The following is a 16,284-nucleotide window of genomic DNA, read 5'->3' on the forward strand; positions in this document are numbered from 1 at the left end:
ATTTTTCTAGGAAAAATAGAACATTACATATGCAACGATTGTAACTACAAAGAGAGAGGCTGCAACGTCCCACATGTTGAAGCTCTGGCGATTCAATATTTTTTGTTCTTCTGATACGGTATCAAGGGTAAGGCCTTGAATATCTTCCTCTGCCTGGGCAGGAGTAAGTAAAGAAACTACTACGGTGATAAGTACTGCAAAGACGAAAAACCAGGTGGAGAAAATGAGGAAGTTGGTGTCTCCCAGCATATGCAAAAAGCTTCCGGTTTCAAAGCTGTCTTTCGTAAGCTCTAAAATTATTCTGATAGCGGCGATAACTATACCTGAAGCCAAAGCAGCCATTGCTCCTCTTGAATTGATGCGCTTGGAGAAAATTCCGAGCAAGAATATTGCAGTAATTGGAGGGGCAATATATGACTGGACAGATTGGAGGTATTCATATAATACGGTAGAGATGTTCTGCATGATCGGAATCCAGGCGATACCGGCTAATACAATGATTCCTGTGGCAAATCTTCCGATTCGCAGCAATTCTGCTTCACTTTTATTTGGATTCAGCTTTTGATAGATGTCAACGGTGAAGAGGGTTGAACAGGAATTAAAGACGGAGGCTAAAGAGGACATCAAAGCAGCCAGCAGACCTGCAGCTACCAGACCTCTCAGTCCAGGAGGTAATACATGGCTCAACAAAGCCGGGAAGGCCTGATCCGGACTATCCCATTCCAATTGACCCTTCATTTTCAGCGCCAAAGCTATTACGCCTGGGATCAGGAAGATAAATACAGGAAGCAGTTTGAGGAATCCCCCCCAAATAGCTCCTCTACGTCCTTCCTGGACGTTCTTAGCGGTCAATACCCTTTGAACGATATATTGATCCGTACACCAATACCATATCCCTACAATCGTACTGGAAATGACAAGGAAGGTCCAGGGGAAATCGGGATCTGAATTGGGACGCCACATATTCATATACTCCGGACCTACAGTGCTTTGAAGTTCAGTCCATCCTCCCACTGCATCCAGTCCAAAAACGGTGAGAAAAATTGCTCCAAGGATGAGGACAACCGTTTGCAAGGCTTCTGTATAAACTACTGCTCGCATGCCTCCCAAAATTGTGTAGACACCAGTTAATATGACTGTGGCAAGGGCGCCCGTCCAGAATTCTATATTCAGGAGGGTTGAAATTACTATTCCCCCCGCATAAACTGTCACAGAAACTTTCGTCAGAACATAGGCAATCAGAGAAAAAATAGATAAAAACCAACGAGCACTTGGACTAAACCTTTTTTCCAAAAACTCTGGAGTGGTAAAGACCCCGGCTCTATGGTAGAAAGGAAGAAATAACCAACCCAACATCAAGACAATCCAGGCATGCAATTCATAAATCAAGAGCGGAAATTTGTCTGAAGCTCCTGAACCCGCCAGGCCCACTACATGTTCGGAACCGATATTTGAGGCAAAAATGGAGGCACCTACGATAAACCAGCCCATATTTCGTCCGGCCAAAAAGTAGTCTTCCGTATTTTTTTGTTTTTGTCGGATCACCCATCCAGCGATTCCTGCTAAAATCAGGAAATATATGCTGACTATGACCCAATCGAGGGTAGCAAATTCGTTCATAGTAGTTTCGTTTCAATTGTAGTCCGTATCTCTGTTTTGCCCGTTTGGATAGCTTTTTTGGTCAGAGATAAAGTTTTTGGCTAAATTCCCCCGCATGTTAGCAAATAATCTTTCAATGAAAAAATTACTACTACCTATAATTATGGTTTTTTTGACCATAAGTGCTTGCCAGGAAGAAAAAAAGGAGCAAAAAGCAGATTCTTCTTCTGCTCTCGATAAAATAAGCTTACCGGCAAAGGCTGATTTTCAGGCAGAAATGGATGGGAAAAAGGTCGAACTCTATCATCTACGCTCAGCTGGAATACGAGCTGCTATCACCAATTACGGAGGAAGGCTCGTCAGCCTTTGGGTAGAAGATTCTACGGCTAAGCCTGTTGATATTGTATTGGGATTTAATACACTGACGGAGTACAGCGATGGTAGCAATGAGAAATATCATGGAGCTACGATCGGAAGATATGCCAATAGAATCGCCAAAGGGAAATTTAGCCTGAATGGAGAAGACTATACCCTGGCTGTCAATAATGATCCTAACCATTTGCATGGGGGAGATAAGGGATTTGAATCTGTGGTTTGGGATGCTGTGCAGGAAAATGATTCAACCCTAAAACTGAGTTATTTATCCAAAGATGGAGAAGAGGGTTATCCGGGAAATTTGGAGGTAGTCCAATATTATAAGATGAGCGGGAATCAAATGGAAATCAGCTTCGAAGCGAAAACTGACAAAGCTACTCCCGTAAATCTCTGCAATCACGCTTTCTTTAACCTAAATGGAGAGGGGAGTGGTACTGTTCACAAACATTGGATTACGATAGCGGCAGATAATTTTACGCCCGTTGATGAGAGCCTGATTCCGACGGGCGAAATAAAAGCGGTGGACGAAAGCGTATTTGATTTTCGTGAGCCTGCTCGTATTCATGACAGGATTGAAGCACTGGATGAGCAATTGCTGACCGGAAATGGATACGACCACAACTTCGTGCTGGCCATGGAACCCAAAGCATCTCCGGAATTTATGGCAAGAGTAAAAGGAGATCGAAGTGGAATCATTATGGAAATGCATTCTACCGAGCCAGGGGTACAGTTTTATGGCGGAAACTTTATGAATGGATCAAATATCGGGAAAACAGGCAATGCCTATCATTATCGAACGGCCTTCTGCCTCGAACCCCAGCATTTCCCGGATTCACCCAATAAAGACAATTTCCCCAGCAGTATTCTTCAGCCTGAGGATATCTATCAAACCAAGACCCTCTACTCCTTTTCGAAGGCTAAATAAGCACCCGGGAATTTCACAGCAGATCATTAGCGTAAACCAATATGTTGAACTCAAAGGAAGCAATTATACAGGGAGCGAAGGCCGGTTTGATTCAGGTGGAGGAGTGGATATATGCCCAGGATGATGAAAAGTTTAATATGGGACCCAAAGGCAAGTGGACCACTGCCCAACATCTCGATCATTTGATCATTGTAAATAAGCAGCTGAAAAAAGGATTGGGGATTCCTAAAGTATTTCTCCGATACAAATTTGGTAAGCCAAATAGACCAGCAAGGGCTTATGATACGATTGTAAGTAAGTATAAGGAAAAACTCGCCGCACTGCCAGCAGACTTTACAAATCCGAGCACTGAACTCAGCAATCTGGCCGCAAATAAACAGGAATACTTGCAATCTTATAAGAAATCATCTGAAACTTTCCTGAAAAAACTGTCGAAGTGGAAAGACAAAGATTTGGATCGCTACCTCTTGCCCCATCCTTTAATGGGTAGAATGTTGGTTCGTGAATTTATGCTTTGGTCTGTATACCATACCCAGCATCATCTTAAGAATCTGAAAGAGAATTATTGAAATTTGTTAGCTTTTTGAGCTGCATTTACCCTTGGAATTGGGTTAAGATAAGTTCAAGTGCAAGTACAGATTTAGGGTTTGTATTTGCTTTTGAGTGTTAGGAAACTGCGACACCAAGCGTGTCATTGCGAGCCTGTATGACAGGCGAAGCAATCTCCTTGATACTAAATAGCAATCAGAAGCCCAGGAGATTGCTGCGCTCAACATTTGAGCTCGCAATGACAGTCTGCCTGGCTTATCTCTTCACCGAAAAAATAAAGCCCTTTCCATGCACATTTTCGATTTTGATGGAAGCATCTGCGGAAAGGTATTTTCTGAGATGAGAAACGAAAACATCCATACTCTTTCGACTAAACTCATCCGTCTCTCCCCAAATTTCCTGTAGGGCTTTTTTTCTGTCTAAAAGCCGGCCTTCATGCTCGCAAAACATCTGCAAGAGCTCATTCTCTCTTTGCGTGAGTTTTTGGACATGATCTTCTCGTTTCAATTGAAAAAGATCCGGATGAAAGCTATAGCTGCCCAATTCGTAGCTCGAAGGCGTATTTAACTTTGAGGTCTGTCCGATCAGGGCCCGTATTTTGGCCACTAGCAATTCTTCATCTACCGGCTTTGTGATATAATCATAAGCGCCCAGTTTAAAGCCTTTCAACTGATCTATGCGGAGAGATTTGGCACTGAGGAAAATGAAAGGAATGTCTTTGTGTTGCTTTTTGATATGACCTGCGATCTCAAAGCCATCGATTCCGGGAAGCATGATATCCAGAATAACAAGCTGATAGCTGTTTCGCTGCAACTTTTCCAGGGCTTCTTCCCCTGACTTTACCCACTCCACCTGAAAATCATGCATAGTCAGATACTCGGAAAGTATGTAGCCGAAACTCTGGTCATCTTCTGTCAGGAGGATTCTGTTCATGCTCATAGTTTGATGATAAATTCGCAGCCCTCTTTGTAGGCTTTGTTTAAGCGAATATTGCCTTTATGGGCTTCAATGATACTCTTTACATAACTTAGCCCTATCCCAAAGCCTTGTCCTTTATATTGATTATTATTTTGGGCGCGGAAAAAGCGATCAAAAATCTGATCCTGATACTCGTCTTTTATCCCCGGACCATTGTCTTTCACCCGGATAAAGACTTGCTTGCCATCTTGCAAGGTGGAAATTTCTACTTCGACTCCTTGTTGTGAATATTTTAGACTATTCTCCACCAAATTACAGAAGCTATTAGAAAGGTGGGTCGCATCTCCTTTTACGAAAGCCAGACTTTCATCCAGATTTACTTTCAAATGGGCCTTTTTCTCCTCTATCAGAACTTTGAGTCGTGCAGGTATTTCCCGAATCAATTGGTTTAGATCGATTTCCTGGTATTCAAATTCCAGTTCTTTATTATCCAGAAGGGAGAATTCCAGAAGTTTATCGATTTGCTGTTCCAAAAGCAGGCTTTCCTTTTCGATCAACTGGTGATAGGTCTTGTTTTTTTCCGGATCTTTGCTTTGCTGCAATACTTTCGAAGCCAAACGAATAGAACTAAGGGGTGTTTTGAATTCATGTGAGACATTGTTGAAAAAGTCATTCTTTACCTGGCTCAATTTTTTGTGTCGGGAAAGGGAGCGAAGTACATAGAAGAAGAGTCCCAGAAGGCAAAGCAGGAGCAGTAGGCTGAGGAGGAATATGTAAATCAGGGATTTTATTGCGGCGGAAAACTCATGGGGAGCATATAAGGCAAGCCAGAGTACATCATCCTCCGCCGATTTCAGGGAATTGATCGGGCTGTAATATTGAAATTCGGATCGATCAAATAGCTGCTCTCGATACTCTTCTTCCTCTAGACTTCCCAAACCATTGGTGTCTTTCACCACAGAAAAGGATACAATGCAGGACATACAGGAGCGAATATCAGAATCCACTAAGTCTGCCTGTTTCGCCGGCATATTGCTCAAAAATATCCCATCTGGGGTTTCCTGGTAAAAGGCGAAATGAATATCCTGATCAATGTCATTCTCTTCCAATATCTTATCGATTCGATACTCTACTTCCAATAAATCCAGTCCTGTCAGATCAAGGAGGGTATCGTGGAAAAGGGAATGATCTATACGATTTATGTCGAGTGCTATATCAGGGATCAGTTTTTGCAATCGGGCATGGGTTTGCTCTCGCTGAAGATTTACCGCCCTACTCAACCAACTTATTTGAATGAGTATAAGCAGGATCAGCAGGAGAAAAGCCAAGATGCTCAGCCGCTGATAAAAGCTCGAAGATGCATTTGTCGAATTTTTCACAAGTCCAAGATAAGGCGGATTTGGCGATGGATAAGGCTTTTTAAGTTTTCCTTAAGCTTTTTCGTTTTTGCTTAGGGCTTATTCGTTTTTGGATGGATAAATGGATGAAAATAAGGCTGCTACTTGTGATCAAAACAAATAATCAATCTTTAATTCGAAAATTATGAAGACTTTTGATCACCTCTACCATAGCCTCATTGCCTACCTGATTGGCCAGTTTTTTATCCTGGGTTCGCTCATCGGTCAGGATTTTCAATTGAAAAAAGAAGTGAGTGAAGATGAAATTGCCTACTTGCAGGAAGTTATCCAGGAGATGTCTGAAACTGATCAGCAGTATCGAAACTACATCGCTAATGAAACCATGGACGATAAGATCATTGAACAAATGAATGCGGTCTATGATAAGGACGGGATCGAGGCTTACATGAAATACACCAAATCCCTGAATCTTTCCATGGATAAAGACTTAAAGGATTCCCTTTGGGTTCTCCAACACCAAATCGATATCAAAAATCATCTGACCTTAAGGGGGATATTCGATACCTATGGATTTTTGCCGGAAGCGCTTTTGGGGAAAAATACCTACGTCCAATTACTTTTGCTTATGCATCCTCCCAAAGATTGGGACCCTGCGGAATATCTGGAGGAGTATACCGTCATTTTTAAAGAGGAAGTTAAGGCCGAAAGAATGCCTCCCGAGACTTTCGCCAAATTTTACGACAACATCAAAGCCAAGATTCTCCGCGAACCCCAACTCTACGGCACCAATCAGCAGTTTGATATGAAAACCAATAAAGTGCTGCCTCCCATCATTGAGGATGTGAATAAGAGTAACAAAGCCAGAAAAGCCATTGGATTACCCTTGTTGGCAGAAGGTGAATACCGACTTTGGGGAGATCAATAAAGAAATTGTTTAGATGGGATTTTGTAGGGGCAGCTCATGAGCTGCCCCTACTGCAATTTCGTCCAAATCGTTACCACCGGATCGGTGATGAAACTGTACTGAGGATCTTCCTCGATTTCTTTCAAGCCTGCGATAAAGGCTTCTGTTTTATCTGGAGAAATTAGCTCTTTTTCGACCATATTATCCAAAATCCCTTCTGCAGTCATCCTTGTCAGCTTTTTGGATACTCCTTCTTGATGCCTGTGCATGAGAAAGGTGTCGCAGCGAACCTTAGGGATGGGCAATTCGCAAGCTTCAAAAAGGTGCGGCAATTTTCGTCCCATCTGAGGCTCTTCATAAAGTCGATGATAAGCATCAACCAGAAGATCGTATGCCCAGTGGGTGGGATATAGCCCTCCGCTTGTCGCCATATCTGGTTCCTGTGCTAAAATGATCCCTCCTTTTTTGCAGACCCTTTTCATTTCCTTCAATACGGCTAGAGGATCTGGAACATGCATGAGTAGAAATCGCGTGAAGACCAAATCAAAGTAATCATCTGGAAAGGGGAGGGCAGTAGCATCGGCTTGTTGAAAGGCTATTCCTTGATCTCCGAGTTCTTTGGCATAATTCAGGAGTTTTTCATCCATATCCACTCCGACTATTTCAGCCTGTGGGAAAAGCCCTTTGTGCATCCGACTGGTTTCGCCTAAACCACAAGCTAGGTCTAATACCTTATGAATATTTTCCTGAGGGAATTTCTTGAGGTATTTTTTTGAAATGCCGTTGAGGGCTACGGAAAGGAGTTGTTGCCTTTCGAGGTTTTTTTCACTGATTTGATAGGACATGGCAATATGCGATGAGTGAGGGGAAGATGGGGAAAAAGTGGATCAATGTAAAACCCCAAATAGAAAAAGCCTATCCCTAAGGACAGGCTTTCTATTTATGCGTTTGATAATAATATCCGAGATCCTAGTAACGATAGTGTTCAGGCTTATATGGGCCTTCAACCGTTACGCCGATATAGTCAGCCTGATCAGGACGAAGCTCTTCAAGTACCACTCCAATTTTGGCGAGGTGTAAGCGAGCAACTTTTTCATCCAGATGCTTAGGCAATGTGTATACCTGATTTTCGTAGTTATCACCATTGGTGTACAACTCGATTTGAGCCAATACCTGGTTAGTGAAAGAGTTTGACATTACGAAGGATGGGTGTCCGGTAGCACAGCCGAGGTTCACCAAACGGCCTTCAGCTAAGATGATTACATCTTTGCCATCAATGGTGTAAAGGTCAACTTGTGGTTTGATGGTAACTTTGGTATCTCCATAGTTATTGTTCAACCAGGCAATGTCGATCTCATTGTCAAAGTGGCCAATGTTACAAACGATGGCCTTGTCCTTCATATTTTTGAAGTGCTCACCCTGGATGATGTCTTTGTTACCAGTAGCAGTTACTACAATATCTGCTTCTTTAACGGCATCAGCCATTTTCTTCACTTCAAATCCGTCCATAGCTGCCTGAAGGGCACAGATCGGATCAATTTCTGTAACGATCACTCTCGCTCCAGCTCCTCTCAAAGAAGCAACAGAACCTTTACCTACGTCTCCGTATCCGGCTACTACTGCTACTTTACCAGCGATCATCACATCCGTTGCACGACGAATAGCATCAACCAAAGACTCTTTACATCCATATTTGTTATCAAATTTAGATTTGGTAACGGAGTCATTTACATTGATGGCCGGCATAGGAAGGGTACCGTTTTTCATACGCTCGTACAAGCGGTGAACACCGGTAGTTGTTTCTTCACTTAGCCCTCCAATGGCTTCTACTAACTCAGGGTATTTATCCAATACCATATTGGTGAGGTCTCCTCCATCATCGAGGATCATGTTCAGCGGTTGGCGATCTTCACCGAAGAAAAGGGTCTGCTCGATACACCAATCAAATTCTTCTTCATTCATTCCCTTCCATGCATAAACAGGAATACCAGCCTCAGCAATCGCTGCAGCTGCATGATCCTGTGTAGAGAAAATGTTACAGGAAGACCAGGTCACTTCAGCTCCTAATTCAACGAGAGTTTCGATCAGTACTGCCGTTTGAATAGTCATATGCAGACATCCGGCGATACGGGAACCTTTCAATGGCTTTTCTTTTCCGTACTCTTCACGAATTGACATAAGACCTGGCATTTCTGCCTCGGCAAGCTCTATCTCTTTTCTTCCCCATGCAGCAAGAGAGATGTCCTTTACTTTGTAAGGAAGGTATTGAGTTGTTACTTCTGACATGAATTATTTTTGGTTAAATATATATTGCCCACAAAAATAGGCATATTGACAAAATATTGGAAACGGTAAATACAAGGGATTTAACCGACCGGGACGCAATTTGGTTTAGATATCCCGAATTTTCACAACATTCTCGCAAGATTTCTTATTTCAGCTTACGAATTAAGTCGGGCAGCTTACGAATAGCCGCAATTTCTCTCAATTTTTGTCGAGCTTCTACGGCGACCATTCCCAAATAGGTTTTTCCGCCTTCCAGGTCTGACATTACGCCGGTTTTTCCATACAATTGAGCACCCTTTCCGATGGTCAGGTCCTTGTTTACCCCCACTTGTCCCCAAAGAACCACCTCATCTTCAACTGTAACCACTCCTGCTATCCCTACCTGGGAGGCGATCAGACATTTTTTCCCTACCTGGGTGTCATGTCCGATTTGGATTAAATTGTCCAGCTTGGTCCATGCGCCTATACGTGTATCTCCGCTTACTCCCCGATCTATAGTACAATTAGCACCTATGTCTACATGGTCCTCAATAACGACCCTTCCTTTGGTCAACATTTTATCCCGGCCATAAGGACGAGCTTTAAAATAAAAAGCTTCCCCCCCAATGACAGTGCCCGAATTGATGCATACCTCTTTTCCTATTTCACAATTATCGTAGATGGTAACATTGGCATGGATCAGGCTGCCCGCACCGATCCTGACATGAGAGCCTATTACGCAATTGTGTCCGATCTCTACTCCTTCCTCAAGGATGACCCCTTCTCCAAAAACGACATGGGTGCCGATTTTGACACCTGCTCCTTTTTGCGGTTCCCCTTTCGTGTCCAATGGTTTTCTGGCTTGAAAATGTTCGGTCAGGATATTGTAATCTCTGAAGGGATCTTCACTGATCAAGAGGCCTTTACCGGCGGGTGCTTCTACTTTCTTATTGATCAGGATAGTAGTCGCAGCGCTATTCAAGGCCTTATCGTAGTATTTTTCTACATCAACAAAAGTAAGATCACCGGTTTCAACCATGTGAATCTCATTTATACCCAGAACTTTATGATTTTCGGGACCTACAAATTCGATTCCGAGGAGTTCTGCTAAAGATTTAAGGCTTTTTGCCTCTTTAAGTTTCATGCTTTGGTTTGTATTTACAGTCTTAAAGGCTAAATTTGCACACTTTATCAATAAATAGAGTTATAGACTCAATCGCAACTTTACAAAAATTACATGGAATCATTAGTTTATTTCTTGCCAATTGCGGGTGTCCTGGGCCTGCTCTATACGTTTATACGTTCATCCTGGGTCTCCAAACAAGAAGTAGGTGATGAAAAGATGGCTACTATTGCAAAAAACATTGCCGATGGAGCAATGGCTTTCCTCAAAGCAGAGTACAGGGTTTTGGCCTTCTTTGTGGCAGGGGTAGCTGTGTTGCTGGCTATAAAAGGATCCAATGAAGCGGGTTCTAACTGGTGGGTAGCAGTTTCTTTCATCATCGGTGCTATTTGTTCAGCATTGGCTGGTTTTATCGGTATGCGTGTAGCTACCAAAGCCAACGTTCGTACTACAAACGCTGCCAGAAGCTCACTGGGCAAAGCACTTGAAGTTGCTTTCGCTGGTGGATCTGTAATGGGATTAGGTGTTGTAGGACTGGGGGTTCTTGGTCTCAGCATACTGTTTATTGCTTATCAGAGCATGGGTTTCCAGGCTGCTGATAACTCTGTTAATTCAATCACGATTGTACTGAATGTACTTTCCGGTTTCTCTCTGGGTGCTTCTTCTATTGCACTTTTCGCTCGTGTGGGTGGAGGTATTTATACCAAAGCTGCTGACGTAGGTGCTGACCTTGTAGGTAAAGTAGAAGCGGGTATTCCTGAAGACCATCCCCTGAACCCTGCTACTATCGCAGATAATGTTGGAGACAATGTGGGTGATGTTGCTGGTATGGGTGCTGACCTTTTTGAGTCTTATGTAGGTTCAATCATAGGTACAATGGTTTTAGGTAGTGCCTTTATCGCAGTACCAGAATTTGCCAGTCAGTTCGGCGGATTAGGAGCTATCTTGCTTCCTTTGACTCTGGCTGCTGTAGGGATCGTAGTATCTATCATCGGTACTTTCTTTGTTAGAGTAAGTGAAGGAGGAAGTCCTCATAAAGCCCTCAACACGGGTGAGTTTCTTTCTGGTGGTTTGATGCTTTTAGCTTCTTACATCATCATTGTTAATATGCTTCCTGAGAGTTGGTCTCACAATGGAACCGAGTATTCGGCTATGGGAGTATTCATTGCAGTTATTACCGGACTTCTTTCTGGATTGGCTGTAGGAAAAGTTACTGAGTATTATACAGGAACCGGTACCAAGCCGGTTAATAGCATTGTTAAACAATCTCTGACGGGATCTGCAACCAATATCATTGCTGGATTAGGAGTAGGGATGATGTCCACAGCTATTCCGATCTTATTGATCGCAGCTGCCATCATGATCTCTCACCACTTTGCAGGCTTGTACGGAATTGCAATTGCTGCTGTAGGAATGTTGGCCAATACAGGTATCCAACTTGCAGTTGATGCATACGGACCTATTTCTGATAATGCCGGAGGTATCGCGGAAATGGCTGAGCTTCCAAAAGAAGTTCGTCAACGCACAGACAAACTGGATGCAGTAGGAAATACCACTGCGGCTATCGGAAAAGGATTTGCGATTGCTTCTGCAGCATTGACTGCTCTCGCACTTTTCGCTGCCTTTATGCAACAAGCAGGAATTACCACTATCGATATCGCTCAGCCTAAAGTAATGTCCGGTCTTTTGATTGGTGCTATGCTTCCTTTTGTTTTCTCTGCTTTGGCAATGAATGCAGTAGGTCGCGCAGCTATGGCCATGATTCAGGAAGTAAGACGTCAGTTTGACGCGATCCCTGAATTGAGAGCAGCATTGGATATTATGAAGAAATATGATTCCGACCTTACGAATGCTACTCCAGAAGACAGAGCTATTTTTGATGCTGCTGATGGAAAAGCTGAATATTCTAAGTGTGTGGAAATCTCAACTGCTGCTTCTATTAAAGAAATGGTTGTTCCTGGTGTATTGGCGATCGTAGTACCAGTACTTGTTGGATTTGCAGGTGGAGCTGAAATGTTAGGGGGTCTTCTGGCAGGGGTAACTTCTGCCGGGGTATTGATGGCGATCTTCCAGTCAAATGCTGGTGGTGCCTGGGACAATGCTAAAAAGATGTTTGAAGAAGGAGTTGATATCAATGGTGAAAAATACTACAAAGGTTCTGAGCCACATAAGGCTGCTGTTGTAGGTGATACCGTTGGTGATCCTTTCAAAGATACTTCTGGTCCTTCTCTCAATATCCTGCTAAAACTTATGTCTGTAGTTGCATTGGTAATTGCACCTACCCTAGCAAGTATGAATGGAGATGCAGAAGCTGAATTGATTCCTGCTAATAAAGTAGAAATTGTATTGCCAGCTGAAGCTGAGGAAGTGAGTGAAGAGGTGGTTTTAGAGAGCACTGAAGAAGGAAGAACTTTTGAAATTACTCAAGCTGTTCTTTCTAATCTCAATCTTATCGAAGAAAAGAATCTGAATACCAGCGACTGCTAGTATAGGATTTTAGAAATATTGAAAAGGGCCTTCCAATTTGGAAGGCCCTTTTTGCTTAAGTAAGCAGAAAGGGGAAAATAGACTGGAAAAAGAGGATCTTTCTTTTATTTCAAGCAAAAAGGGGAAGATTATTTATCCATTGCGCAATACTTGTTTATTGACGCATGTAAGAGAAATTCAGGAGCAAGTAAGCAGTGAAAAAGGGGACTACGTACTTTTAATGGCCTGCAATTTGGGGTAAGTCAGGAACATCTGCGAATGCAATTTTATCTAAAAGGCTTAGGAGAGGCTTTGCTTCTATTCCTATTTTTTTTACACGAACAAAACATTAAACAGTAGTCCTATGCTTCGTTTCAGCATTACCTTCTCTCTCCTTATCTCTGCCCATTTTCTCCTGGCTCAAGGGATTGAAGGAGAAGCTAATGACGGTCCTGCCCTGAGGGTTTTTACCAATCTTATTTCACGCTATGCTCCCCCATTGATTCTTGCACATAATGAATCTTCCGATACCTTGGATTTCGTCCTGAGAAATGAGAATAAAAGTACCTATGCTATTTATTTGCCCAATGGAGGAAGTACGCAATTGGAGGAGATTCGGGGATTCAATAATACGATCCGCTGGTACAATCCCCGAAACAGGGAAATGGGAGAAGAGGGCCTCTTAAAAGAAAATACCCTGCACGCACCAGACAAGAATGACTGGCTGGCAATAGTGAAAGTAGGAGTTAGCATTTTCCATATTGAATGGTTGGAGCTGGGACTTGAGCAAACGGGTCGGCATAAGGTTCGCCTGGATTGGGCAACTACTTTTGAATTGAACAATGCATATTTCGAAATAGAACGGAGTACTGATGGATTGACTTTTGAAAAAATTGCCCAAATACCTGGAGCTGGTAATAGCGATAATCCGAGGCATTATACCTATATCGATGCCGGAGCTCGAGAAGAATTTTTCTATTACAGGCTCAGTCAAAAAGATTTGAAGGGAAATTATGTCCATTCTGACTTATTGTCACTTAATCTGGATAAAAGCCTCTCCCCAGAAATTCAATTATATCCCAGCCCTGTCCGAGACCTTGTGCATATCAGCCTGGATGAAGAAAAGGGGAAGATGTTTCAACTTACAGTCATGGATTTGCAAGGCAGTACGATATTTAGTCAGGAGTTTGAAATAAAAGCCCAGGATACTACCCTATATACGGGCAGTTTAACTCCCGGACAATATATGATGACCTTAAAAGACCAAAATAGAGAATACCAGATTTCTAAGGCCTTTCAAAAGGAATAGTATTCCCAAATGGGCTTTTTCGCCGACCTTTCTCTATATTCAAGCATGAAAAGCCGGCACATACAAACAGGGATCAGTCTCCTGATCCTTTTGTTTATCCTCATGCTGGCGTATAACTTTTTCCTAAAGCCCAGATCAGCAGCTGAGGAGGATTACTCAAGCATTGACACCCTTCTTCCAGATAAAGAATTCCTGAAACAAATCCCTGAATCTCTGGTTTTTGTCCAGGGAGGTCGCTATAAAATGGGGGGTATGGGAAGAGAAACTGAATACGATGAATTTCCCATACATCCGGTGATCCTCAATAATTTCCTTATGGGGAAACAAGAAGTAACATTTGAGGAATACGACCAATTTTGTGAGGAGAACTCCCTTCCAAAAGTAAGAGATGCAGGATGGGGGAGGGGCAAGCATCCTGTGATTAATGTGAGCTGGTTTGATGCTATTCGCTACTGCAATTGGTTTAGTAAGAAAGAAGGTCTGGAAAGCGTTTATATAATGGGAGAAGGATATGGAGGAACCAATTTTCAGGCAAATGGATACCGACTTCCTACTGAGGCAGAATGGGAGTATGCGGCGAGTGAAGGTAAATTGGGGAAAAAGCAATTGTATTCCGGCTCTAAGCTTATGGCAGAAGTGGGATGGTATGATATCAATTCAGGTAATACTACCAAAGAAGTCGCTCAGCTGAAGCCCAATAAGTTGGGAATCTACGATATGTCAGGAAATGTGCGTGAATGGTGTCATGATTGGTACAAAGTCGATTATTATAAAGAATCTTCGCTCATAAACCCCAAAGGCAGCGATCTTTATAACAGTCGGATAATGCGAGGAGGTTCATGGATGGATAAAGAAAGCGATTGTCGCCTGACCAATAGAGACTATATGGATCCCAAGGTCGGGACTATAGTTGCGGGCTTTAGAATCCTAAGGAGATTATGAGCAGGATCACTAACATGACTTTTTCCCCATGTTTTCGTCTCAAAAGAAATGCCTAGAAAATCTGTTTGCTTTGAGTATTTTTAGGCTTCATTAACAGAACAGCGCCCATACTATGGATAATTTTCGTGCACTGACTACTCGGGAAAAAGCACTCAAGATCAATTTGAACCCTCATTGGTATGGTTCATTTGCCGAGATAGGTGCAGGACAGGAGACCGCTGCCCACTTTTTTAAAGCTGGCGGGGCTTCTGGAACCATCGCAAAAACCATGTCTGCCTATGATATGAAGTTTAGCGATGCCATTTATGGGAAATCCAAGAGATATGTCAGTCGTACCCGTATGGAAAGCATGCTGGAGCATGAGTTCAGTTTGTTGGAAGAACGCCTGACAGAAATTGGAGATACCACCTGTTTCTTTGCCATGGCCAATACCATCGAAGCCCTGAATTATAAAAAGACCAATCAGGGCCATGGTTGGATTGGTGTTCGCTTTCAGTTGAGTCCCGAGACGCCTCCCAATAATGTGATCATGCATGTGGTGATGCGGGATAGCGAGACCCTTTGGCAGCAGGAAGCCGTTGGTATCATTGGAGTCAATCTTATCTACGCCTGCTACCATTATCCCCATGATACGGATGCTTTCCTGAGATGCCTGATGGAAGGCCTTTCTCCAGATCGTATTGATGTCGATATGTTCAGTCTGACTGGTCCTAATTTTGACTGGGTGGATAATCGTCTTCTTAGCCTGAAACTGGTGAAGAATAATATGACCAGAGCAGCGATGTTTGGAGCTGATGGGAACGTACTGCATGTGGCAGATGTCCTCTACAAAAAGAATATTCTTGTGCTGCGCGGGCGATTCAGACCGGCTACTCTGGTCAATCTGGATATGCTAAAATCTGCCAAGGCCCAGTTTCTAGAGGAAGAGGACGTAAAAGAAGAAGATACCCTTATCATCGCAGAACTAACCCTCAATAATCTCACGGCAGAAGGGAAAATCGATGATGATGATTTCCTGGATCGAGTAGATATGCTGCGTTCTATGGGCATAATGGTCATGGTTTCCAGTTATCATGCGTATTACAAACTGGTTTCCTATTTCACCCAATATACCCGCAAGAAGAAGATTGGAATTGCACTCGGTGTCTACAATCTCGAGCAGGTATTTGATGAGCATTACTACAGCAATCTGAAAGGGGGAATCCTCGAATCATTTGGAACCCTATTCGGAGCAAATATCAAAATGTATGTCTATCCAGCACTGGCCGATTACTCACAGGAGCTTTATACCTGTAAGAATTTTAAGTTGCCGAAAGAGGAATTGCATTACCTTTTCCAGTACATTTTCTCCAGCAATAAAGTAGAAGACATACGGGGAGTTGATCCCGACCTGCTACACATCACTTCTGATGCCGTCCTTTCCATGATCAAACAAGGAGAAGAAGGCTGGGAAAAAATGGTTCCTCCTGAAGTAGAAAGAGCCATTAAGGCAGAAGGACTATTCGGATACCAAAGCCCCGCAGGAGCCAAAAGCAGAGCCTTAAAATAAAG

General features: G+C 43.0%; 13 protein-coding genes. 7 read left to right on the plus strand and 6 right to left on the minus strand.

Annotated features, from left to right (window positions below; translation table 11 throughout):
- Window positions 1–6 precede the first annotated feature (6 nt).
- Entirely contained in the window at window positions 7–1,620 is a 1,614-nt protein-coding gene (locus tag R8P61_04090; GenBank protein MDW3646222.1) for a sodium:solute symporter, read from the minus strand.
- 115 nt (window positions 1,621–1,735) lie between these two features.
- Between R8P61_04090 and R8P61_04095 the strand changes: the two genes are divergently transcribed.
- Together R8P61_04095 and R8P61_04100 are read left to right on the plus strand one after the other, a co-directional pair.
- The gene (locus tag R8P61_04095) at window positions 1,736–2,899 is read left to right on the plus strand and encodes an aldose epimerase family protein (GenBank protein MDW3646223.1); all 1,164 of its coding nucleotides are present in this window, start codon (window positions 1,736–1,738) and stop codon (window positions 2,897–2,899) included.
- A 41-nt stretch (window positions 2,900–2,940) separates the two neighbouring features.
- Window positions 2,941–3,468 (plus strand): DinB family protein, encoded by a 528-nt coding sequence (locus tag R8P61_04100; GenBank protein ID MDW3646224.1) that lies wholly within the window; start codon window positions 2,941–2,943, stop codon window positions 3,466–3,468.
- A gap of 235 nt (window positions 3,469–3,703) precedes the next feature.
- On the opposite strand, the gene R8P61_04105 is transcribed toward R8P61_04100, so the two are convergent.
- Both R8P61_04105 and R8P61_04110 read right to left on the minus strand, forming a co-directional pair.
- Window positions 3,704–4,381, minus strand: coding sequence for a response regulator transcription factor (locus R8P61_04105; protein MDW3646225.1), 678 nt, complete (start codon window positions 4,379–4,381; stop codon window positions 3,704–3,706).
- A gap of 2 nt (window positions 4,382–4,383) precedes the next feature.
- On the minus strand, window positions 4,384–5,745 hold the full coding sequence (locus tag R8P61_04110; GenBank protein ID MDW3646226.1) for a HAMP domain-containing sensor histidine kinase: 1,362 nt from the start codon (window positions 5,743–5,745) through the stop codon (window positions 4,384–4,386).
- A gap of 163 nt (window positions 5,746–5,908) precedes the next feature.
- On the opposite strand from R8P61_04110, the gene R8P61_04115 reads away from it, so the two are divergent.
- Window positions 5,909–6,649 (plus strand): hypothetical protein, encoded by a 741-nt coding sequence (locus R8P61_04115; protein MDW3646227.1) that lies wholly within the window; start codon window positions 5,909–5,911, stop codon window positions 6,647–6,649.
- 47 nt (window positions 6,650–6,696) lie between these two features.
- On the opposite strand, the gene R8P61_04120 is transcribed toward R8P61_04115, so the two are convergent.
- From R8P61_04120 to lpxD, 3 genes are all read right to left on the minus strand, one after another.
- The gene (locus tag R8P61_04120; GenBank protein ID MDW3646228.1) at window positions 6,697–7,473 is read right to left on the minus strand and encodes a methyltransferase domain-containing protein; all 777 of its coding nucleotides are present in this window, start codon (window positions 7,471–7,473) and stop codon (window positions 6,697–6,699) included.
- Window positions 7,474–7,597: 124 nt separating this feature from the next.
- Window positions 7,598–8,914, minus strand: a complete 1,317-nt coding sequence (gene ahcY, locus R8P61_04125; protein MDW3646229.1) for an adenosylhomocysteinase — start codon at window positions 8,912–8,914, stop codon at window positions 7,598–7,600.
- A gap of 145 nt (window positions 8,915–9,059) precedes the next feature.
- Window positions 9,060–10,037, minus strand: a complete 978-nt coding sequence (gene lpxD, locus R8P61_04130) for a UDP-3-O-(3-hydroxymyristoyl)glucosamine N-acyltransferase (protein ID MDW3646230.1) — start codon at window positions 10,035–10,037, stop codon at window positions 9,060–9,062.
- A 93-nt stretch (window positions 10,038–10,130) separates the two neighbouring features.
- Here lpxD and R8P61_04135 point away from each other — a divergent pair, with 93 nt between their 5' ends.
- From R8P61_04135 to R8P61_04150, 4 genes are all read left to right on the plus strand, one after another.
- A complete protein-coding gene (locus R8P61_04135) occupies window positions 10,131–12,503 on the plus strand; it encodes a sodium-translocating pyrophosphatase (GenBank protein ID MDW3646231.1) in 2,373 nt (790 codons plus the stop codon).
- 343 nt (window positions 12,504–12,846) lie between these two features.
- Window positions 12,847–13,791, plus strand: a complete 945-nt coding sequence (locus tag R8P61_04140) for a T9SS type A sorting domain-containing protein (protein ID MDW3646232.1) — start codon at window positions 12,847–12,849, stop codon at window positions 13,789–13,791.
- Window positions 13,792–13,836: 45 nt separating this feature from the next.
- Window positions 13,837–14,733, plus strand: a complete 897-nt coding sequence (locus R8P61_04145; protein ID MDW3646233.1) for an SUMF1/EgtB/PvdO family nonheme iron enzyme — start codon at window positions 13,837–13,839, stop codon at window positions 14,731–14,733.
- A 112-nt stretch (window positions 14,734–14,845) separates the two neighbouring features.
- Window positions 14,846–16,282 (plus strand): TonB-dependent receptor, encoded by a 1,437-nt coding sequence (locus R8P61_04150; protein ID MDW3646234.1) that lies wholly within the window; start codon window positions 14,846–14,848, stop codon window positions 16,280–16,282.
- Window positions 16,283–16,284 lie beyond the last annotated feature (2 nt).

This window comes from Bacteroidia bacterium, from assembly GCA_033391075.1.
Classification (GTDB): Bacteria; Bacteroidota; Bacteroidia; order J057; family J057; genus JAWPMV01.